The sequence below is a fragment of the Phenylobacterium sp. 58.2.17 genome, from assembly GCF_026411515.1.
Classification (GTDB): Bacteria; Pseudomonadota; Alphaproteobacteria; order Caulobacterales; family Caulobacteraceae; genus Phenylobacterium.
Genome location: NZ_JAPMTQ010000019.1, coordinates 43,415 through 62,613, shown reverse-complemented (window position 1 = coordinate 62,613; position 19,199 = coordinate 43,415). Strand labels below are relative to the sequence as shown.

21 protein-coding genes are annotated in these 19,199 nt (G+C 68.8%); 8 read left to right on the top strand and 13 right to left on the bottom strand.

Features of this window, described 5'->3' with window-relative positions; translation table 11 throughout:
* Nucleotides 1-110 precede the first annotated feature (110 nt).
* Nucleotides 111-1,844: an alkyl sulfatase dimerization domain-containing protein gene (locus tag OUA97_RS13595; protein WP_267232454.1), complete on the bottom strand. Its 1,734-nt coding sequence runs from the start codon at nt 1,842-1,844 to the stop codon at nt 111-113.
* A gap of 127 nt (nt 1,845-1,971) precedes the next feature.
* Here OUA97_RS13595 and OUA97_RS13590 point away from each other — a divergent pair, with 127 nt between their 5' ends.
* Nucleotides 1,972-2,847, top strand: coding sequence for an SDR family NAD(P)-dependent oxidoreductase (locus tag OUA97_RS13590; protein ID WP_267232453.1), 876 nt, complete (start codon nt 1,972-1,974; stop codon nt 2,845-2,847).
* 136 nt (nt 2,848-2,983) lie between these two features.
* Here the strand turns inward: OUA97_RS13590 and OUA97_RS13585 are convergent, their stop codons facing one another.
* The 6 genes from OUA97_RS13585 to OUA97_RS13560 form a co-directional block, all read right to left on the bottom strand.
* Nucleotides 2,984-3,568 (bottom strand): GNAT family N-acetyltransferase, encoded by a 585-nt coding sequence (locus tag OUA97_RS13585; protein ID WP_267232451.1) that lies wholly within the window; start codon nt 3,566-3,568, stop codon nt 2,984-2,986.
* The gene (locus OUA97_RS13580; protein WP_267232450.1) at nt 3,565-4,323 is read right to left on the bottom strand and encodes a sulfite exporter TauE/SafE family protein; all 759 of its coding nucleotides are present in this window, start codon (nt 4,321-4,323) and stop codon (nt 3,565-3,567) included. The genes OUA97_RS13585 and OUA97_RS13580 overlap by 4 nt, the downstream gene beginning before the upstream one ends.
* 175 nt (nt 4,324-4,498) lie before the next feature.
* Nucleotides 4,499-5,017, bottom strand: a complete 519-nt coding sequence (locus tag OUA97_RS13575; protein ID WP_267232449.1) for a GNAT family N-acetyltransferase — start codon at nt 5,015-5,017, stop codon at nt 4,499-4,501.
* A 107-nt stretch (nt 5,018-5,124) separates the two neighbouring features.
* A complete protein-coding gene (locus tag OUA97_RS13570) occupies nt 5,125-6,438 on the bottom strand; it encodes an acyl-CoA dehydrogenase family protein (RefSeq protein WP_267232448.1) in 1,314 nt (437 codons plus the stop codon).
* A gap of 344 nt (nt 6,439-6,782) precedes the next feature.
* Entirely contained in the window at nt 6,783-7,166 is a 384-nt protein-coding gene (locus tag OUA97_RS13565; protein WP_267232446.1) for a VOC family protein, read from the bottom strand.
* Between the two features lie 80 nt (nt 7,167-7,246).
* The gene (locus OUA97_RS13560; RefSeq protein WP_267232445.1) at nt 7,247-7,666 is read right to left on the bottom strand and encodes a hypothetical protein; all 420 of its coding nucleotides are present in this window, start codon (nt 7,664-7,666) and stop codon (nt 7,247-7,249) included.
* Between the two features lie 218 nt (nt 7,667-7,884).
* Between OUA97_RS13560 and groES the strand changes: the two genes are divergently transcribed.
* Together groES and groL are read left to right on the top strand one after the other, a co-directional pair.
* Nucleotides 7,885-8,172: a co-chaperone GroES gene (groES, locus tag OUA97_RS13555; protein ID WP_056017581.1), complete on the top strand. Its 288-nt coding sequence runs from the start codon at nt 7,885-7,887 to the stop codon at nt 8,170-8,172.
* A 53-nt stretch (nt 8,173-8,225) separates the two neighbouring features.
* The gene (gene groL / locus OUA97_RS13550) at nt 8,226-9,866 is read left to right on the top strand and encodes a chaperonin GroEL (protein ID WP_267232444.1); all 1,641 of its coding nucleotides are present in this window, start codon (nt 8,226-8,228) and stop codon (nt 9,864-9,866) included.
* A 92-nt stretch (nt 9,867-9,958) separates the two neighbouring features.
* Here groL and OUA97_RS13545 read toward each other — a convergent pair whose 3' ends face one another.
* Entirely contained in the window at nt 9,959-10,309 is a 351-nt protein-coding gene (locus tag OUA97_RS13545) for a phage holin family protein (protein ID WP_267232442.1), read from the bottom strand.
* 105 nt (nt 10,310-10,414) lie between these two features.
* Here OUA97_RS13545 and OUA97_RS13540 point away from each other — a divergent pair, with 105 nt between their 5' ends.
* Nucleotides 10,415-10,615 carry a tautomerase family protein gene (locus tag OUA97_RS13540; RefSeq protein WP_267232441.1) on the top strand — a complete coding sequence of 67 codons (201 nt, stop codon included), beginning with the start codon at nt 10,415-10,417 and terminating at the stop codon, nt 10,613-10,615.
* A gap of 92 nt (nt 10,616-10,707) precedes the next feature.
* Complete coding sequence (locus OUA97_RS13535) at nt 10,708-11,271, top strand: hypothetical protein (RefSeq protein ID WP_267232440.1); 564 nt, start codon at nt 10,708-10,710, stop codon at nt 11,269-11,271.
* On the opposite strand, the gene OUA97_RS13530 is transcribed toward OUA97_RS13535, so the two are convergent.
* The 4 genes from OUA97_RS13530 to OUA97_RS13515 all read right to left on the bottom strand — a co-directional run bounded on the left by OUA97_RS13530 (nt 11,268) and on the right by OUA97_RS13515 (nt 13,636).
* On the bottom strand, nt 11,268-12,104 hold the full coding sequence (locus OUA97_RS13530; protein ID WP_267232438.1) for a TIGR00282 family metallophosphoesterase: 837 nt from the start codon (nt 12,102-12,104) through the stop codon (nt 11,268-11,270). The genes OUA97_RS13535 and OUA97_RS13530 overlap by 4 nt on opposite strands.
* Before the next feature lie 6 nt (nt 12,105-12,110).
* Entirely contained in the window at nt 12,111-12,686 is a 576-nt protein-coding gene (locus OUA97_RS13525) for a 5-formyltetrahydrofolate cyclo-ligase (protein WP_267232437.1), read from the bottom strand.
* A gap of 372 nt (nt 12,687-13,058) precedes the next feature.
* Nucleotides 13,059-13,385 (bottom strand): cell division protein ZapA, encoded by a 327-nt coding sequence (locus OUA97_RS13520; protein ID WP_267232436.1) that lies wholly within the window; start codon nt 13,383-13,385, stop codon nt 13,059-13,061.
* Nucleotides 13,386-13,390: 5 nt separating this feature from the next.
* Entirely contained in the window at nt 13,391-13,636 is a 246-nt protein-coding gene (locus tag OUA97_RS13515; protein WP_267232434.1) for a DUF4164 family protein, read from the bottom strand.
* A gap of 200 nt (nt 13,637-13,836) precedes the next feature.
* Between OUA97_RS13515 and tkt the strand changes: the two genes are divergently transcribed.
* Entirely contained in the window at nt 13,837-15,807 is a 1,971-nt protein-coding gene (tkt, locus tag OUA97_RS13510) for a transketolase (protein ID WP_267232433.1), read from the top strand.
* A gap of 87 nt (nt 15,808-15,894) precedes the next feature.
* Nucleotides 15,895-17,094 (top strand): formate-dependent phosphoribosylglycinamide formyltransferase, encoded by a 1,200-nt coding sequence (purT, locus tag OUA97_RS13505; RefSeq protein WP_267232432.1) that lies wholly within the window; start codon nt 15,895-15,897, stop codon nt 17,092-17,094.
* Here purT and OUA97_RS13500 read toward each other — a convergent pair whose 3' ends face one another.
* The gene (locus OUA97_RS13500; protein ID WP_267232431.1) at nt 17,095-17,928 is read right to left on the bottom strand and encodes an MliC family protein; all 834 of its coding nucleotides are present in this window, start codon (nt 17,926-17,928) and stop codon (nt 17,095-17,097) included. It abuts the gene before it with no gap.
* Nucleotides 17,929-18,108: 180 nt separating this feature from the next.
* Here OUA97_RS13500 and gap point away from each other — a divergent pair, with 180 nt between their 5' ends.
* Complete coding sequence (gap, locus tag OUA97_RS13495) at nt 18,109-19,116, top strand: type I glyceraldehyde-3-phosphate dehydrogenase (protein WP_267232430.1); 1,008 nt, start codon at nt 18,109-18,111, stop codon at nt 19,114-19,116.
* The last annotated feature ends 83 nt before the right edge of the window (nt 19,117-19,199 follow it).

Below are 19,199 nucleotides of genomic sequence, written 5' to 3'. Positions count from 1 at the left end.
GACACCGCCAACTTAGCGCCCTTCAAACAGACAAGGGGGATTGCTGACTCAGCAGACCCCCTCCGTCTCGCGGCTTCGCCGCGATCCACCTCCCCCAACGGGGGAGGAACCTATCCCCGGAACAATTCGAGGAACGCCGCCAGCGCCGCCGGGTCGCCCTTCTCGATCTTGACCTTGCCGGCGGCCAGCGCCGCCTGCATCGCGCCGGGCGAGGCCAGCGCCCCGACCCAATCGGCCTTGGTCGCGGCGACCACTAGCGAGACGTCGCCGGCCACACCCTGCGGCGTCTCGGCCACGCCGCGGCGCACACGGATGGTCCAGTCGCCGTCGCCGATCAGCTTCAGCCCCATGGCCGCCTGCGCGTTCGCCGCTTTCTCGGCGTTGAGCCGCACCGGGAAGGTCGCCACCACCGCGGCGGCCGGCAGGCCGGCGGCCTGCGAGCCGCTCTGGCGGGCGCTGATGATCTGAGTCCAACCGGGCGCCTTCTTCTCGAGCTCGGCGGCGCGCTCCAGATAGTAGTTGCGGCCGTTGGGCGAGACGCTGTCGTAGCCGAGCTGACGGAACGCCTTGGCCTGCAGGGCGTCGGCCTGCGGCTTGAGCCCCGCGTCGGCCCGGCCGACATGACCGGCCAGTTCGGCCGCCCATTTCCAGCGCCCCTCGTCGAAGGCCTTCTGGGCCGCGGCCAGCGCCTGGGGCGCGCCGCCGGCCAGATCGACAACTTCCTTGGCGCGCACGTCCGGCGCGTCGAACGACAGGGCGGCCGGGTCGCCGCCGAACCAGCCCATGTAACCGGCGAAGATCGAGCGCACCGACCACTCGACCGTGCCGTAGTGCTCGTAGAGGTACGGGTCGGCCGCGAGATGGGCCGGAAGCTTCACCTTCTCGACGATCTCGTCCGGGGTCAGGCCCTGGTTCATCCAGCGGACCGTCTGGTCGTGGGTGAAGCGGATGGCGTCGCGGTAGTTGGTCAGTTCGGCGGCGATCGCCTGCGCCCCGACGATCGGCCGGGTGTGCGAAGGGACTAGAACCTCGGCGTTCAGCGCCCGCATCCGGTCGATCGAGTTCGCCCACTGCACCGGGTCGCGGTAGCTGGTGCCGCGGATCGTGTAGAGGTTGGGGAAGGCCTTGTAGATGTTGTCGCCGGGGAACAGCACCTTGCGCTCGGGCATCCAGACCAGGATCTGATCCTCGGTCTCGCCGGGGGCATGTTCGAGCACGAACCGCTCGCCGCCCAGCATGATCTCCAGCTTGTTCGCAAACACGGTGTTGGGCGGGATGAAGCCCCCCGCCCCGCCCCCGCTGAAGGCCGAGAGATAGGGCCCGATCCCGACGCTGACGAAGCCGTCCGGCGTGCCCTTGGGCAGGAACACTCCGTACATCCGCGCCGCCCGCGCGGCGATGGCGGGCGCGGCGACGCCGTTCCACTTGGCCGCCTCGCGCAGCAGGGTGTCGTGCGCGATGATCTTGGCGTCCTCCGCCACCGGGAAGCCACGGGCGCCGTTGATGTGGTCGTTGTGGTTGTGGGTGTAGATCACCCCGACGATCGGCTTGCCGGCCGCGTGCGGCTCGAACTGGGCCCAGACCTTCTTGGCCTCGTCCAGGCTGTCGGTGGTGTCGATGATGACGACCCCGGTCTTGCCGACCACCATGATCGAATTGGCGATCCCATAGCCGACGGCCGAAAAGATGCCCGGCGCCGGCTCATAGACCTTGGGCGGCGCGAACTCGGCGGTGTGGGCGGCCAGAGAGGGAGCGACCCGCGGCGCGGGCTCGTGGGCGAAGGCGACGCCGGCGGCGCTCAGGACGGCGGTCAGCACGGCCTTTTGGGCCAGCATGCGGATCATCGGGGCTACTCCCTTTTGGCATATAGGGCGCCAATTGGAGCCGGCCGCCTCCAGCGGTCAAGGCTTGCCAGCGGAAAACCCCGCCCCGAAGATGATCGGATAACTTAGATCATTAGGGAGAAACGACATGGGTCTGCTGGACGGCAAGGTCGCCATCATCACCGGCGCGGGCAACGGCCTGGGCGAGGCCTACGCCAAGCTGTTCGCCAAGGAAGGAGCCGCGGTCGTGGTCAACGACCTGGGCGGGCCGCGCGACGGTTCCGGTTCGGACAAGGGCGCAGCGCAGAAGGTCGTCGACGACATCATCGCCGCCGGCGGCCGGGCCGCGGCCAACACCGACGACGTCTCGACCATCGAAGGCGGCGAAAACATCCTGAAGACCGCCCTGGATAATTTCGGCCAGGTCGACATCCTCGTCTGCAACGCCGGCATCCTGCGCGACAAGACCTTCGCCAACACCACCGAGGCCGATTGGGACCTGGTCGTGAAGGTCCACCTGAAGGGGACCTACTGCTGCACCATGCCGGTGTGGAAATGGATGAAGGACAACGGCAAGCCCGGGACCATCATCATGACCTCCTCGACCTCGGGCCTCTACGGCAACTTCGGCCAGTCGAACTACGGCGCGGCCAAGGCCGGCATCTACGGCTTCATGCGCGTGCTCTCGATCGAGGGGCGCAAGTACGGCATCCGGGTCATGGGCCTGGCCCCCGGCGCCTTCACGCGCATGACCTCCGACCTCCCCGGATTCCGCGACAAGGAGCCCGATCCGATGGCCCTGCCGGAGAACATCGCCCCCGGCGTGCTCTACATGGCCTCGGACCTCGCCGCCGACCACACCGGCAAGGTGCTGGGCGTCTCGTCCCGCGGCGTGCGCGAGATCAAGATGCTGCAGACCGACGGCTTCACGCCGGGCCGGCCCTACACCGCCCAGGAGGTCGCCGAGAACGCCGCCAAGGTGTTCTTCCCGGCCGCCCCGGAGAAGACCGCGGCGAGCGCCTAGGCCTGTCTTCCGATCGTCATGGCCGGGCTTGTCCCGGCCACTCATGGCCTCTGCTTCCGCAGATAATCCTGAAGCGTTCGCGGCTATGGGTCGCCGGGACAAGCCCGGCGATGACGAATCTGGATGAGGAGCGTCCCTACCCGAACGCCGCCAGCCGCGCGTCCAACTTCTCGCGGATGGCCGGCCACTCGTCGGCGAGGATCGAGAAGATCACCGTGTCGCGGATGCGGCCGGTCCAGGTCTCCCGATCCTGACGAAGGATCCCTTCCTGCACCGCGCCCAGTTTCAGCACCGCCGCGCGCGAGCGAGCGTTGCTGGCGTCGACGCGATAGACCACCCGCCGCGCGCCGCTGGCGAAGGCGTGGCCCATCATCAGCCGCTTGGCGGCCGGGTTGATCGCCCCGCCGCGCGCTTGCGGCTGGTAGTAGGTGCCGCCGACCTCCAGCACCGCATTGGCCGGGTCGATGCCATAGAAGGTGGTCAGGCCGACCACCTCGCCGCCCGCCACCACCGCATAGCCCTGCGTCCCGCCCCTGGCGTGGTCATCCAGCAGCTTGGCCCAGGTCGGATCGAAGTGCTCGCCGGCCCAGGAGTAGGGATAGAGGCGGGTCCAGACGTCCTGGTCGGCGTTGCAGGCGGCGCGAAGTCCCTCGCGGTGCTGCTCGCCGATCGGCTCCAGCCGCACGAACGGATTTTCCAGCACCTTGGGTTCGATCTTCATCCGGCCCCTCGCACGAACAGTTGAGCGGCCTGGATCAGATAGAGGACCCCGATCCCGGTCACGATCCACTTCGTCCAGCGCTTGAAGTCCACATCGGTGATGCGGTCGAGGATCCAGCCGCCGACCGCCGTGCCCGCCATCGACAGCGGAATGGCGATCGCGAACATCCACCACGGCGGCAGATCCTGGGCGCGACTGGTGAGCAGCGGCGTCCCGTAGACCAGGATCTTGGCCAGATGGGCGAACACCTGGGTCGCGGCCTTGGTGGCGACGATGGCGTGGCGGGTGAGGCTGGTGCGCACAAAGAAGATGTCGAGCAGCGGCCCGGCCACCCCGGCCGAGAGGTTGAGGCCCGTAACCATCAGGCCCGACGCGAAGGCCTGTGGCGGCCGCGCCGCGTCGAGGTTGATCCAGCGCTGCGGCAGCCAGAGCAGGAACGGCACCAGGCCCATCAGCAGGTAGAGCACCGGCTTGGACGGCACGAGCGAGATCAGCGCGACGATGCCGCCGGCGATGGCCGAGGCCAGGGCGTACCAGCCGACGATGTCCCAGCGGACGAACTTGCGGTGCAACACTGCGCGCCAGCCGTTGGCGACGAGCTGCAGGATGCCGTGGGTCACGAATGCGGCGGAGACCGGCAGCACCAGCGCCAGCCCGCCCATCAGCACCAGGCCGCCGGCCATGCCGAACACCCCCGACAGGGTGGCCGTGACGAACGCCAGGCAGATTATGAACAGAGCCGAGATCAGGCCCATGGGTCGTCCTCCAGGTTGCGAGCGGCTCGGACGGGGGACACAGGCGCCCCGGCTCCACCGGTCAGCTGCGCGACGCGCGCGCGGGAAAGAGGTCGCCTCGCTGCGGCTCCCGGCGGTCGCGCCGGACGGAGGTTCGCTGTGGGCGAACCTTGCTTACACCGAACAGGCGTGGCTGTCAGATGGGCTTGTAGAAGTATGTGGTGCTGCAGAGTTCGCCGTCGGGCGTCAGCGCGTAGTTCGGGATGACCCCGACCCGCTCCCAGCCTAGCCGCGCGTAGAGCCATTCGGCGTCGCCGCCGGTGACCGTGTCCAGCACCAGCAGCGTCAGGCCGAGGTCGCGGCCCGCATCCTCGGCGGCGGCCAGCAGCGCCTGGGCCACGCCGCGCCGCCGGCCTCGACGGTGGACGAGCATCTTGGCGACATCGCCGCGGTGCGGCTGGTTGGGCGTGCCGGCGGCGATCACCTGCACGACGCCGAACAGGCCCTCTTCGTCCTCGGCCGCCAGCACCGCGCGGCCGTCACCGGCCTGGGCCGCGGCCGCGCGCGTCCAGAACGCAGTCGCCTCGTCGATGGTCAGGCCCGCCATGAACGAGACCGAAGCCCCACCATCCACGCAGTCCTTGAGCACCGCGCCGAGGGCCGGGGCGGCGCGAAGGGTTTCGTCGGCGCTCAGCCGTCTGATGCGAAAGCTCATGGCCTGAGCCTAGGCCCGGCCGACCGCGCCGGTCGATGGCGACCGGGCAAAGAAAAAGGCCCCGGACGCGCCGGGGCCTGATCCTGTGCAGCTGTGTCAGCCGACGCCTAGTTGCGGAACACCGCGGCGGTCGACGGATCGTGCGGCATCTCGCGGTACTGGCGGACCTCGTTGCGGCCCACGACCATGTGGTGCACCTCGTCCGGGCCGTCGGCCAGGCGCAGGGTGCGGGTCGAGGTGTACATCCGGGCCAGCGGGGTCTTTTGGCTGACGCCCAGGGCGCCGTGCATCTGGATCGCCTGGTCGATGATCGTGCAGACCCGCTCCGGCACCATGGCCTTGACCATGTGGATCCAGATCCGAGCTTCGTCGCGCGGCAGGATGTCCATGGCCTTGGCAGCCTTGAGCACCATCAGGCGCATGGCCTCGATCTCGATGCGGGCGCGGCTGACGATCTCGATGTTGCCGCCCAGCTGGATGATCGGCTTGCCGAACGCCTCGCGGGTCAGGCCGCGGGTGACCAGCAGGTCGAGGGCCTTCTCGGCCTGGCCGATGGCGCGCATGCAGTGGTGGATACGGCCCGGGCCCAGGCGCAGCTGGCTGATCTCGAAGCCGCGGCCTTCGCCGAGCAGCATGTTCGAGGCCGGCACGCGCACGTTGTCGAACACGATGTGCATGTGGCCGTGCGGGGCGTCCGGATCACCGAACACGTTCATCGGGCCGAGGATCTTCACGCCGGGCGCGTCGGTCGGCACCAGGATCTGCGACTGGCGCAGGTGGGGCGGACCATCCGGGCTGGTCTGGACCATGGTGATCATGATCTTGCAACGCGGGTCGCCGGCGCCCGAGATGTAGTGCTTCTCGCCGTTGATCACGTACTCGTCGCCGACCAGGGTGGCGCGGGTGTTGATGTTCTTGGCGTCGGACGAAGCGGCGTTGACCTCGGTCATCGCGAAGGCCGAGCGGATCTCGCCGTTCAGCAGCGGCTTCAGCCACTTTTCCTTCTGTTCCGGCGTGCCGACGCGCTCCAGAACTTCCATGTTGCCGGTGTCGGGGGCGGCGCAGTTCATCGTCTCCGACGCCATCGGGTTCTTGCCGAGCTCGACGGCGATGTAGGCGTAGTCGAGGTTCGACAGGCCCTCGCCGGTGTGGGCGTCGGGCAGGAAGAAGTTCCAGAGGCCGGCGGCCTTGGCCTTGTCCTTGGCCGCTTCCAGCACTTCCAGCTGGCCGGGCGCGTAGCTCCAGATGTCGGTCTTGCCCTCGCCGAGGCGATGGAATTCCTCGGACATGGGCTGGACCACGTCCTTGATGAATTGCTTCACCTGATTGTAGAGCGGCAGCGCCTTATCCGACATGCGCAGGTCGTTCAGTTCGTCCTGCACGTTCAGCGTGAAGCTGGCCTGCTTTGCGGCCTCGGTCATCTGGGTCTCTCCTGCTGCGATCTTGGTTGGCGGTAGTCTTGGCCCATATTCCCGCAAAATCAAACAAGCGTTTTAATTTTACAGCGTCCAGCATTGGACGTGCGCGATCGCGGCCCCGAAATCCCCGCAAGGGATGAGATCAAATTCCCGGATTGAAGAAAGCCGGCGCCCCGCGCCGCCGCCTCAGGCGTAGAGCGGCGCGGGCAGGCTCAGCAGCACGAGGGCCGCGGCCAGGCCCAGGATGACCAGCGCAGGCGCAAGCTTGAGGAGCAGGTTCATGATCGTGACATGGGAGCGACCGGTCGGTATCGCCAGCCGCAATCCCGACATTTTCTCGCGGCCGCTCAGCCCTGGTGGCAGACGGCTTCGATGTTGTGTCCGTCGGGATCGAGCACGAAGGCCCCGTAATAGCTCGGGTGATAGTGCTCACGCAGGCCCGGCGGACCATTGTCGCGCCCGCCGGCGGCCAGGGCGGCGGCGTAGAACGCGTCGACCGTGGCGCGGTCCGGCGCGGTGAAGGCGACGTGCAGGGCGCCGGTCGTCGCGCCGGCGTCGCCGATCCAGAAGTAGGGTTTGCCGTCCGAACCATAGCCGAAATGGCTGGAGCCGCCGGTCTGCTCGGGCGTCACCTCCATCACCATGGCCACGCCTAACGGCGCGAGCGCGGCGTCGTAGAAGGCCCGCGCCCGGGCGAAGTCGCTGACGGTCAATCCGATGTGGTCGAGCATGGCGTGTCCTCCATTCGTCGAACGCCAGCCTTAGCGGCGGGACTGACGCAAACCTGTCAGCAGCCCCGCCGGTTCGCCGACTATTTCGCGGCCAGTCCCGAGGTGTTCTTGCAGACCGCCTCGACCAGCGCCTTGTCCTCGGCGCTCTTGGCCGCGCCGGGGGTGGCGGTGCGCCAGGTCGCCGACAGCTCCAGCGGCTTCTTCGGCGAGTAGCCGCCGAGGCTGATCATCGACTTGCCGCTGCAGTCGACGGCGGTGACGAAACCGACCCCGTCGGCCTTGCCCGGGCCGGACGGCCCCATGCGCGGTTCGGCGCCCGGCTTGCCGACCGCCTGCATCACGACCACGCGGCCGGTCAGGGTGTCGCGATACGAATAGTCGGCGTCATAGGACCACTCGAGCCCGTTGGCGGTCTTGGCGTAGGGGGTCCAGGTCTCGGCCTGGACGGTGGTGGCGGCGGCGAAGGCGCAGAGGCCGGCGAGCGCGAATATGCGGCGCATGGTGGTGTTACTTCTCCTGGTGTTCCCTCGGGCTCGACCCTATCTGCGGCACGGGCCGGTAACCAAGCGGAATCAAAATCCGTCGTTCGCCGCGCTTGACTCCCTCCGGGCCGTTCCCTACCTCCGCCCTGCGTTAGCACTCAGGGGCTGCGGCTGCTAACGGCCGCGTCCGGGTGTTGACCAAAGCAATATCAACCGTCCCGAACGGAGACATACATATGGCGTTTCGTCCTCTGGGAGACCGCGTCCTCGTGAAGCGCGTCGAGGAAGAAGAAAAGACCAAGGGCGGGATCATCATCCCCGACACCGCCAAGGAAAAGCCGCAGGAAGGCGAAGTCGTCGCCGTCGGCCCTGGCGCCCGTGACGATAACGGTAAGCTTCAGCCGCTCGACGTGAAGGCCGGCGACCGCATCCTGTTCGGCAAGTGGTCGGGCACCGAGGTCAAGATCGACGGCAAGGACCTGCTGATCATGAAGGAAAGCGACGTCCTGGGCGTGGTCGAGTAACCACCCCTTCTTCGTCCTTCCTCCCCATCCACTTCTTTTGAAAGACGAGAAAAATGGCCGCCAAAGACGTCTATTTCTCCTCCGACGCTCGTGACCGCATGCTGCGCGGCGTCAACACCCTCGCCAACGCGGTGAAGGTGACCCTGGGCCCCAAGGGCCGCAACGTCGTCATCGAAAAGTCGTTCGGCGCCCCGCGCTCGACCAAGGACGGCGTCTCGGTCGCCAAGGAAATCGAACTGGCTGACCGCTTCGAGAACCTCGGCGCCCAGCTGATCCGCGAAGTCGCCTCGAAGACCAACGACAAGGCCGGCGACGGCACCACCACCGCCACCGTGCTGGCGCAAGCCATCGTCGTCGAAGGCCTGAAGTCGGTTGCGGCCGGCATGAACCCGATGGACCTGAAGCGCGGCGTCGACAAGGCCGTCCTCAAGGTCATCGAAGAGATCAAGTCGACCTCCAAGAAGGTCACCACCAACTCGGAAATCGCTCAGGTCGGCACCATCTCGGCCAACGGCGACACCGAAGTCGGTGAAATGATCGCCAAGGCCATGGCCAAGGTCGGCAACGAAGGCGTCATCACCGTCGAAGAAGCCAAGAGCCTGGAAACCGAACTCGACGTCGTCGAGGGGATGCAGTTCGACCGCGGCTACCTGTCGCCGTACTTCATCACCAACGCCGACAAGATGGAAGTCGAGCTGGAAGAGCCGCTGATCCTGCTCTTCGAAAAGAAGGTCTCCTCGCTGCAGCCGCTGCTGCCGGTGCTGGAAGCCGTCGTGCAGTCGGGCCGTCCGCTGCTGATCATCGCTGAAGACGTCGAAGGCGAAGCCCTGGCCACCCTGGTGGTCAACAAGCTGCGCGGCGGCCTGAAGGTCGCGGCCGTCAAGGCTCCGGGCTTCGGCGATCGCCGCAAGGCCATGCTGGAAGACATCGCCATCCTGACCGGCGGCGAGCTGATCAGCGAAGACCTGGGCATCAAGCTCGAGAACGTCACCCTCGACATGCTCGGCCGCGCCAAGAAGGTCCAGATCACCAAGGACGACACCACCATCGTGGACGGCGTCGGCGCCAAGGACGCGATCGAAGGCCGCATCGGCCAGATCAAGCGTCAGATCGAGGAAACCACCTCGGACTACGACAAGGAAAAGCTGCAAGAGCGTCTGGCCAAGCTGGCCGGCGGCGTTGCGGTCATCCGCGTCGGCGGCGCCACTGAAGTCGAAGTGAAGGAAAAGAAGGACCGCGTCGACGACGCCCTCAACGCGACCCGCGCGGCCGTGGAAGAAGGCATCGTGCCCGGTGGCGGCGTGGCGCTGCTGAAGGCCTCCAAGGTCCTCGACGGCCTGAAGGGCGACAACGCCGACCAGGACGCCGGCGTCGCCATCGTGCGTCGCGCCCTGCAGGCGCCGATCCGTCAGATCTCGGAAAACGCCGGGGTCGAAGGCTCGATCGTCGTGGGCAAGATCCTCGAGAACAACTCGCCGACCTTCGGCTTCAACGCCCAGACCGAGCAGTACGTCGACCTGGTCGCCGACGGCGTCATCGACCCGGCCAAGGTCGTCCGCACCGCTCTGCAGGACGCCGCCTCGGTGTCGGGCCTGCTGATCACCACGGAAGCGGCGATCGTCGAAGCCCCGAAGAAGAACGCTCCTGCCGGCGGCATGCCGGACATGGGCGGCATGGGCGGCATGGACTTCTAAGTCCAAGCTCAGCTTCGAAATGACGAAGGGCGGAGCCGCAAGGCTCCGCCCTTTTTCTTTACGGCGCCCCATCCGAGGGATGGGAACCTCTATCACCGCTTGGCGTCCCCGATCACCACGCCGCCGGCCCAGCTGGCCAGGCCGGTGATGATCGCCGCGGCGACGCCGGACCAGAAGCCGTGCACCCAGAAGCCGGGCAGCATCCAGGCCACCAGCCCGATCATCGCCGCGTTCAGCACCAGCAGGAACAGCCCCAGGGTGACGATGGTCAGCGGCAGGGTCAGCACGAACAGGATCGGTCGCACCACGGCGTTCAGCACCCCCAACAGCAGCGCGGCCAGCAGCAGGTCGACGAAGCCGTCGTAACCCACCCCCCTGAGCAGATAGGCGGCGAGGGCGAGGCCCAGCGCGGCGAAGATCACGCGGGCGAGAAAGCGGGTCATCGGGAGGCTCCGTGGCGTTACGCAACCGACGATGGGGCCGCGGGCGCGCCTTTGCAATCGCACCGGCCGGGCCTAAGTCTGCCCGGCAACCCGCCAGGAGCTCCCATGCCCTACGTCAACATCCGCATCACCGCCGGCGCCACCGAAGAACAGAAGGCCGAATTGATCGCCGGGACGACCGACCTGCTGGTCAAGGTGCTGAACAAGAACCCGGCCTCGACCTTCGTGGTGATCGACGAGGTGCCGCACGAGAACTGGGGAACCGGCGGGATCAGCGTCGCCGCGCGCGACCGCAAGACCGGCTGAGTTTCAGGCCGGTTACAAGCGCGCCCCGCTTTGGCCGCATGGCCGGTCCAGCTAGACCATTGAGCGCCGGGACGGGCGCGCAAGGGTTTCTCATGCTTCGTATCGCCATCGCCGCCGCGCTGCTCGCCGCCACGCCCGCCCTCGCCCAGCCAGGGCCGCCCCCCGGCGATCAGGCACGCCTGTTCCTCAGCCCCTCGGGCGAGCCGTTCCGCGGGCAGGACGGCCTGGCCGATTGGTTCGCCGGGGCCGACGCCGACAAGAACGGGGCGCTGACCCTGGCCGAGTTCCGCGACGACGCCATGCGCTTCTTCAAGGTGCTGGACGCCGACGGGGACGGCCAGGTCGACGGCCCGGAGAACAGCGCCTACGAGACCAAGATCGCGCCCGAGATCACCCGCATGGACCTCGGTCCCGGCGGCCCGCCCGGCAAGCGTCCGCTCGTGCGCCGGACCGACAAGCGCGAGCCGCGGGTCGGGGCGGCCCGCTTCTCGCTGATCAACGAGGCCCAGCCGGTGCGCGGCGCCGACGCCGACCTCAACCAGCGGGTCAGCAGCGAGGAATGGGCCAAGGCCGCCCGTCGCCGTTTCGAGATCCTCGACACCGACCAGGACGGCAAGCTGACGCTCGACGCCCTACGCCCGCGTCTGGCGCGCTAGGCGCTCGCCAGGTCCGCCTGCGGGACCTGCTGGCTGAGCCGGCCGCCGATGCGGATCGGCTCGACCCGACGCGCCAGGCCGGTGGAGTCATCGGTCTCGACGAACACGCCGCAGACCGTCGCCGGCCCCTCGGCCGGCTTGTAGCGGCCGCCGGAGATGCGGGTGGTGAACCGGCGCAGCGGCTCTTCCTTCTGGTTGCCGATGACGCTGTCATAGTCGGCGCAGGCGCCGGCGTCGGTCTGGTAGGCGGTGCCGCCCGGCAGGATCTGGCAGTCGGCGGTCGGCACGTGGGTGTGGGTGCCGACCACCAGGCTCGCGCGGCCGTCGCAGAAGTGGCCCATGGCCATCTTCTCGCTGGTCGCCTCGGCGTGCATGTCGACCACCACGGCGTCGGCGACCATGCCCAGCGGGGCCTTGTCCAGCTCGCGGTCGACGGCTGCGAACGGGTCGTCGAGCGAATCCATGTGCACCCGCCCGAGCAGGTTGATCACCACGATCCGCTTGCCCTCCCGCGTCTCGAACAGGTTGGCGCCGCGGCCCGGGGCGTCGGCCAGCACCGGATAGTTCAGCGGCCGGATCAGCCGCGGCTCGCGCACGATGTAGGTCAGCGCCTCCTTCTGGTCCCAGGAGTGGTTGCCCAGGGTCAGGCAGTCGGCGCCGGCGTCGAACAGTTCGCGCGCCGTGCTCTCGGTGATCCCGAAGCCGGCCGCCGCGTTCTCGGCGTTGATGATCACGAACTCGAGCCCCAGCGCGCGGCGCAGGTGCGGCAGGTGATCGGCGAGGCCCTCGCGACCGGCCCGGCCGACCACGTCCCCGAAGAAAGCAAAGCGCATGCGGAATTAGTCCTTTCGGACCTCCGTATACCCGTTTTCCGTGAGGATGGCGTCCAGCCTTTGGTCGTGCGGCTCCATGACCAGGGCCTCGACCTCCTGGCCGGCATAGGCCAGGCCCAGCACGAACACCGGACCACGCGCCCGCAGCGCCGCCAGGGTGCGGTCGTAGTGCCCGCCGCCCTGGCCCAGACGACCGCCGGCCTTGTCGAAGGCCAGCAGCGGGCAGATCACCAGGGTCGGCGTCACCTGCGGCGCCTCGGGCGGCGGCGTCGGCACGCCGAAGACGTCGATCTGCGGCTCATCGCCCGCCCGCCAGGCCCGGAAGATCAGCGGCGCGTCGGCCGCCAGCGTCACCGGCAGGGCCAGGCGGCCGCCGGCCTTGACCAGCCGCGCGGCCAGCGGGGCCGGGTCGAGTTCGGAGCCCACCGCATGGTAGCTGGCGAACCATTCGAAGGCCGGCAGCGCGTCGAGCGGCAAGGCCGCGGCGGCGGCCTGAGCCGCGTCGGGACGCGCCGCGTCCAGCGCCCGCCGGCGCTTGCGCAGCACGCTGCGGAGTTTCGTCTTGTCAGGAGGAAGGTTCACCGTGCGAGCTTAGCGCGAAGGGTGGCGGCGCCGCGAGAGCCGTGAAGGTCGGTTTTATCCCCTCGGACCTGGCTAACCAGGTGGGCTCCGTAGTGCCTGGCCCCACGGGACCAGGCAGGGACAGATCCCTTCGAAGAAATTAAGGTCTCTGGGATAGATTGCCTTCGACGAGAGCCACAGCATGACCCGCCGCTGACCAAGGTAGGGCCGCAGGGCGTCGGGAACAAGCGGGGGCGGCCCCTCTTCTTTCGCTCCCCCTCGTGGAGAGGGTGGATCGCCGCACACCGGCGAGACCGGTGCGGAACCGCTAACCCAGCATCCCAACCTAGCGGCTACGTCGCCTGCCCCTTCCCATAAGGCGGAGGGAAATGATCACCCCTGCGCCAGCTTCTCGATGCGCTTGGCGGCGCTTTCGAGGGCCCCGACGGCCCGGGTCTCGACCCGAGCCTGGTCGGACTGGAAGCGGGCGAGTTCGGCCTGCACCACCGAGAGGCGGCCGCGCAGGTCGGACAGTTCGTCGGCCAGCAGCAGGGCGCCCATCAGAAACAGCCGCGTCTCGCCCAGCTGGCCCATGTCCTCAGACACCTGGCGCACTTGGCGGTCGAACAGCCGGGCCAGCTCCAGCAGGTGGTGTTCCTGGCCGTCCTCGCAGCCGACCGCGTAGGGGCGGCCGTTGACGGTGATGTTGACCTGAGCCATGGCCTCTACGCCTCCTCGGTCTCTTGCGCAGGCTCGCCGGCCAGCGCCGCCTTGATCTCGGCGATGGCGCGACCCAGGGCCGCAGAGGCTTCGGCGCCGGCTTCCTCCAGCTCGCGCTCGCGAACCTTGGCCTTTTCAAGCTCGGCCGCCAGCCGGCCGCCGCCTTGGTCGAACAGGTCCCCGTCCCCCTGCCCGGCCCCGCCTGCAAGGCGTTGCTCAAGTTGAGAGATCGCCCGGTCCAGCCGTTTCACGGCCTGCTCGAGAGGGCTTTCGCCCGCCGGCTCCCGCATATTCCCGCGCTCCGAAACTGTGTCCGTTGATCTATAGACTGCGTCGGCCTTGCGCCGAAAGCCGGACTGTGGCGTGACGTTTCCTTGACCCTGCAAGCCTCGCGTGCGAGGGCCGCGCGCAAATTCCCGCACTCTTCCCGCCAGACTCACCGGAACAGATAATGCCCGCACCGCTGCAAACCATGGCCGACGCCATTCGCGTGCTCTCGATGGACGCCGTCGAGCAGGCGGCCTCGGGACACCCCGGGATGCCGATGGGCATGGCCGACGTGGCCACGGTGCTGTGGACCAAGTTCCTCAAGTTCGACGCCAGCGCCCCGGACTGGGCTGACCGCGACCGCTTCGTGCTGTCGGCCGGCCACGGTTCGATGCTGCTCTACTCGCTGCTGCACCTCACCGGCTTCAAGGCGATGACGCTGGAGCAGATCAAGAACTTCCGCCAGTGGGGCTCCAACACCGCCGGCCACCCTGAATACGGCCACACGCCGGGCGTCGAGACCACCACCGGCCCGCTGGGCCAAGGCCTGGCCACCAGCGTCGGCATGGCGATGGCCGAGCGCCACCTGGCCGCCCGCTTCGGCGCCGACCTGGTCGACCACCGCACCTGGGTGATCTGCGGCGACGGCTGCCTGATGGAGGGCGTCAGCCACGAAGCGATCAGCCTGGCCGGCCGCCTCAAGCTGAACAAGCTGACCGTCCTCTGGGACGACAACGACGTGACTATCGACGGCGCGGTGTCGCTGGCCGAGACCGGCGACCAGGTCGCCCGCTTCAAGGCCGCAGGCTGGGCGGTGAAGGCGATCGACGGCCACGACTACGGCCAGATCCGCCGGGCGCTGGCCTGGGCCACCAAGCAGAACCGTCCCTCGCTGATCGCCTGCAAGACCAAGATCGGCAAAGGCGCTGCGACCATGGAAGGTCACCACAAGACCCACGGCGCGGCCCTGGGCGCGACCGAGATCGCCGCCACCCGCGCCAAGATGGGCTGGTCGGCCGAGGCGTTCGCGATTCCGGACGAGGTCGTGAAGCCCTGGCGTTCGGCCGGTCGCCGCGGCGCCAAGGACCGCAAGGGCTGGGAAAAGCGCCTGGCCGCGTCGAACCACGCCGCCGAATTCACCCGCGCCATCAAGGGCGAGCTGCCGGCGGACGCCTTCGAGCGCCTGGACGCCCACATCGCCGAAGCCGCGAGCGCCAAGCCGGCCGCCGCCACTCGCCAGCATTCGGGCTCTGCGCTGGACGCGCTCTTCCCGGCGATCCCGGAAATGGTCGGCGGTTCGGCCGACCTGACCGGCTCGAACAACACCTTCGTCAAGAACACCGCGATCTTCGACACCCCGGACTATGCCGGCCGCTACGTGAACTACGGCGTGCGCGAGTTCGGCATGGCCGCGGCGATGAACGGCATGGCCCTGCACGGCGGCGTCATCCCCTACGGCGGGGCGTTCATGGTGTTCTCGGACTACAGCCGCCCGGCGATCCGCCTGGGCGCGCTGATGGGCGTGCGGGTGGTCCACGTGATGACCCACGACTCCATCGGCGTCGGCGAGGATGGGCCCACCCACCAGCCGATCGAGCACCTGGCCAGCATGCGCGCCATGCCCAATCTCAACGTCTTCCGCCCGGCCGACGCGGTGGAGACCGCCGAGTGCTGGAAGGTCGCGCTGCAGTCGAAGAAGACCCCCGCGTTCATGGCCCTGTCGCGCCAGAAGGTCCCGGCGGTGCGCGACAGCGCCCCGGAAAACCTTTCGGCCAAGGGCGCCTACGAGCTGAAGGCCGCCAGCGCCGAAGCCCAGGTGACGATCTTCGCCTCGGGCACCGAGGTCTCGATCGCCGTGGCCGCCCGCGAACTGCTGGAAGCCGAGGGCGTCCCGACCCGCGTCGTCTCCACCCCTTGCTGGGAGCTGTTCGAGGCCCAACCGGAAGCCTATCGGCAGGCGACCATCGGCAAGGCGCCGGTGCGCGTCGCCGTCGAGGCCGCGGCCGGCTTCGGCTGGGAGCGGTTCATCGGCGAAAACGGCGCCTTCGTCGGCATGCACGGCTGGGGCGCGAGCGCGCCGGCCGACCGGCTGTACAAGGAATTCGGCATCACCGCCGAGGCGGTCGCCGACGCCGCGAAGGCCAAGCTCGGCTAAGCCGAGCCGGCCCCTCTATCGTCAGCCGCGGAAGCCTATCGGCAGGTTTTCGCGGCCGACCTCCAACTACCTGCCAGGATGGCCCGCATGCGTCTCGGAACCCCGCTCTCGCCGTCGGCCGTCAGGGTCATGCTGCTGGGCTCGGGCGAGCTCGGCAAGGAAGTCGCCATCGAGCTGCAGCGGCTCGGCTGCGAGGTCATCGCCGTCGACCGCTACGCCGGCGCCCCGGCCATGCAGGTGGCCCACCGCAGCCACGTCATCGCCATGACCGACGCCGTGGCCCTGCGCGCCCTGGTGCTGGCCGAATGCCCGCACCTGATCGTGCCCGAGATCGAGGCCATCGCCACCGACGAGCTGGTCAAGCTTGAGGCCGAGGGCGTGGCGACCGTCATCCCGACCGCCCGCGCCGCCCAGCTGACCATGAACCGCGAGGGCATCCGCCGGCTGGCCGCCGAGACCCTGTCCCTGGCCACCTCGCCCTACGCCTTCGCCTCGTCGGAGGCCGAGCTGGCGGAGGGCGCGGCGAAGGTCGCCGGCTTCCCCTGCTTCGTGAAGCCGGTGATGTCGTCGTCGGGCAAGGGGCAGTCCTATGTCGAGGGCCCCGAAGGCATCGCGGCGGCCTGGCGCTACGCCCTGGAGGGCGGCCGCGTCGAGCAGCCCCGCGTCATCGTCGAGGGCAAGATCGAGTTCGACTTCGAAATCACCCTGCTGACCGTGCGCTCCAAGAGCGCCGACGGGCAGATCGCGACCAGCTTCTGCGCCCCGATCGGCCACCGCCAGGTCAAGGGCGACTATGTCGAGAGCTGGCAGCCGCAGGCGATGAGCCCGGCCGCGCTGGCCAGCGCCCAGGACATCGCCGCCAAGGTCACCGGCGAGCTGGGCGGCCTGGGCATCTTCGGGGTCGAGCTGTTCGTGCGCGGCGACGAGGTCTGGTTCTCCGAGGTCAGCCCGCGGCCGCACGACACCGGCCTGGTCACGCTCGCCACCCAGTACCTCAGCGAGTTCGCCTTGCACGCCCGCGCCATCCTTGGCCTGCCGACCGACGTCGCCCAGCGCGAGCCGGGCGCCAGCGCGGTGATCTATGGCGGCATGGAGGCCCAGGGCATCGCCTTCGAAGGCGTCGCCGAGGCCCTGCGCGTCCCCGGCGCGGACCTGCGCCTGTTCGGCAAGCCCGAAAGCTTCGAGCGCCGCCGCATGGGCGTCGCCCTGGCCCGCGGCGCCGACGTTGACGAGGCCCGCGAGCGGGCGCGCGAGGCCGCCCGCCGCGTGAAGCCGGTCAAGGGCTGATCAACCGCCCGGCGAGGGCTTCAGCGCCGTCTCGGCGATATGCCAGCGGCGCTGTTCGTCGCTGGAGCCGGGCACGCTGTTGACCCGGCGCAGGCGCACGTCGCCCTTCATGTGGACCGCCTCGCCGGTCTTCAGCTGACCGTAGATCACCACCGGCACCTCGACATAGAGCGAGCCGGCCGCGCCCTCGATGTCGCCGGGCGCGCCGATCTCGGCGTTGTAGCTCGCGTACTTGTCGAAGCTGGCGGCGAACGCCTGGGCGGTCTGGCCGCTGGCCTTGCCGCCGTCGCTCCAGAGGTTCCAGGCCTCGGCGTACTTCTTGGCGCCGAGCAGGGCGTAGTAGGTCTGCACGACATTGGCCGCGCCCTGGGCGCTGTCGGGCGTGAACGGCGCCTCCGAGATCGGAGTGCGGTCGTCGGGCAAGCCGCCGGGGCTGCCCGGCGGCGGCGGCGCGACGGGAGCGGCGGCCGGTTCGGGCGCCTTGCAGTTCACGCCCGGCGCGCTGGCGATGTCCTCGCCGGCGGCCAGCGGGCTGAGCTGGCCCTGGGTCATGCCCTTGGTCCACCACTGATAGCCGTCGCCGGTATAGCGCGCGCCGCTGGCCGAGATGGCGATCTTCAGGGTGCGGCGCTTGCCGTCGATCTCGACCACCGCGGTGTCGGTGTCGGGATAGCTGGCGCGCACGGTCCGCCCGTCGTCGCAGGCATAGGTGATCACCGGCGCGGCCGGCGCCGCCTTGGCCGGCGCCTGGGCCTGTTCCGCCGGCTTGCTGCAGGCCGCCAGGCCAAGACCGGCCATCACCGCCGCGGCGGCCAGATACTGAAGATTCGCCACTCCGGAATTCCCTCTGCTGTTCGGCTTGGCCATAGCGCGCGACCGACGTTCGTGTTCCCCGGCAGACGATTGACAACGATAACGGCAACGCATTGTAGCGCGACTTGACCGCGCCGGGCTTGACTCCCGCCCCCCCGACCTCAAGAAACCGCCCCAAATCAATTGGCTCAGGAGTTTTCGATGACCGTTCGCGTCGCCATCAATGGGTTCGGCCGTATCGGCAGGCTGGTCCTGCGCTCGATCGTCGAGCATGGACGCAAGGACATCGAGGTCGTCGCGATCAACGACCTGGGCCCGGTCGAGACCAACGCCCACCTGCTGCGCTACGACAGCGTGCATGGCCGCTTCCCCGGCCAAGTGAAGGTCGACGGCGACACCATCGACGTCGGCTTCGGCCCGATCAAGGTCACCGCGATCCGCGATCCGAAGGACCTGCCGCACAAGGACCTGGGCGTCGACATCGCGCTCGAGTGCACCGGCCTGTTCACCTCCAAGGAAAAGGCCTCGGCCCACCTGGAAGCCGGCGCCAAGCGCGTCATCGTCTCGGCCCCGTGCGACAACGCCGACAAGACCATCGTCTACGGCGTCAACCACGACACCCTGACCAAGGACGACCTGGTCATCTCGAACGCCTCGTGCACCACCAACTGCCTGGCGCCGGTCGCCAAGGTCCTGCACGAGCTGGCCGGCATCGAGCGCGGCTACATGACCACCATCCACTCCTACACCGGCGACCAGCCGACGCTGGACACCATGCACAAGGACCTCTACCGCGCCCGCGCCGCGGCGATGTCCATGATCCCGACCTCGACCGGCGCCGCCAAGGCCCTGGGCCTGGTGATCCCGGAACTGCAGGGCAAGCTGGACGGCTCGTCGATCCGCGTCCCGACCCCGAACGTCTCGGTCGTGGACCTGACCTGGGTCGCCGGCCGCAAGATCACCAAGGAAGAGATCAACGAGGCGCTGACCGCCGCCGCCAACGGCCCGCTGAAGGGCGTGCTGGCCGTGACCAACGAGCCGCTGGTGTCGATCGACTTCAACCATGAAGCCGCCTCGTCGACCGCGGCCCTGGCCCAGACCCAGGTCATCGACGGCACCCTCGGCCGCGTGCTGTCGTGGTACGACAACGAGTGGGGCTTCTCGACCCGCATGAGCGACACCGCCATCGCGCTCGCGAAGCTGATCTAAGACCCTTAGCGACGGGGGGCGGGGCGCCCGCGCGGGGGGGCGGGCGGTGGGCGGCTAGCCCCCCACGACGACGAAACCCGCGG

Excerpts from the sequence above, each read along its gene's own strand:
- OUA97_RS13570 (WP_267232448.1), bottom strand. The coding sequence starts at position 6,438 with ATGACCGAGGCCGCAAAGCAGGCCAGCTTCACGCTGAACGTGCAGGAC.
- OUA97_RS13595 (WP_267232454.1), bottom strand. The coding sequence starts at position 1,844 with ATGATCCGCATGCTGGCCCAAAAGGCCGTGCTGACCGCCGTCCTGAGC.
- OUA97_RS13540 (WP_267232441.1), top strand. The coding sequence starts at position 10,415 with ATGCCCTACGTCAACATCCGCATCACCGCCGGCGCCACCGAAGAACAG.
- OUA97_RS13560 (WP_267232445.1), bottom strand. The coding sequence starts at position 7,666 with ATGCGCCGCATATTCGCGCTCGCCGGCCTCTGCGCCTTCGCCGCCGCC.
- OUA97_RS13575 (WP_267232449.1), bottom strand. The coding sequence starts at position 5,017 with ATGAGCTTTCGCATCAGACGGCTGAGCGCCGACGAAACCCTTCGCGCC.
- tkt (WP_267232433.1), top strand. The coding sequence starts at position 13,837 with ATGCCCGCACCGCTGCAAACCATGGCCGACGCCATTCGCGTGCTCTCG.
- OUA97_RS13590 (WP_267232453.1), top strand. The coding sequence starts at position 1,972 with ATGGGTCTGCTGGACGGCAAGGTCGCCATCATCACCGGCGCGGGCAAC.
- gap (WP_267232430.1), top strand. The coding sequence starts at position 18,109 with ATGACCGTTCGCGTCGCCATCAATGGGTTCGGCCGTATCGGCAGGCTG.
- purT (WP_267232432.1), top strand. The coding sequence starts at position 15,895 with ATGCGTCTCGGAACCCCGCTCTCGCCGTCGGCCGTCAGGGTCATGCTG.
- OUA97_RS13530 (WP_267232438.1), bottom strand. The coding sequence starts at position 12,104 with ATGCGCTTTGCTTTCTTCGGGGACGTGGTCGGCCGGGCCGGTCGCGAG.
- OUA97_RS13580 (WP_267232450.1), bottom strand. The coding sequence starts at position 4,323 with ATGGGCCTGATCTCGGCTCTGTTCATAATCTGCCTGGCGTTCGTCACG.
- OUA97_RS13565 (WP_267232446.1), bottom strand. The coding sequence starts at position 7,166 with ATGCTCGACCACATCGGATTGACCGTCAGCGACTTCGCCCGGGCGCGG.
- OUA97_RS13535 (WP_267232440.1), top strand. The coding sequence starts at position 10,708 with ATGCTTCGTATCGCCATCGCCGCCGCGCTGCTCGCCGCCACGCCCGCC.
- OUA97_RS13585 (WP_267232451.1), bottom strand. The coding sequence starts at position 3,568 with ATGAAGATCGAACCCAAGGTGCTGGAAAATCCGTTCGTGCGGCTGGAG.
- OUA97_RS13545 (WP_267232442.1), bottom strand. The coding sequence starts at position 10,309 with ATGACCCGCTTTCTCGCCCGCGTGATCTTCGCCGCGCTGGGCCTCGCC.
- groES (WP_056017581.1), top strand. The coding sequence starts at position 7,885 with ATGGCGTTTCGTCCTCTGGGAGACCGCGTCCTCGTGAAGCGCGTCGAG.
- OUA97_RS13520 (WP_267232436.1), bottom strand. The coding sequence starts at position 13,385 with ATGGCTCAGGTCAACATCACCGTCAACGGCCGCCCCTACGCGGTCGGC.
- groL (WP_267232444.1), top strand. The coding sequence starts at position 8,226 with ATGGCCGCCAAAGACGTCTATTTCTCCTCCGACGCTCGTGACCGCATG.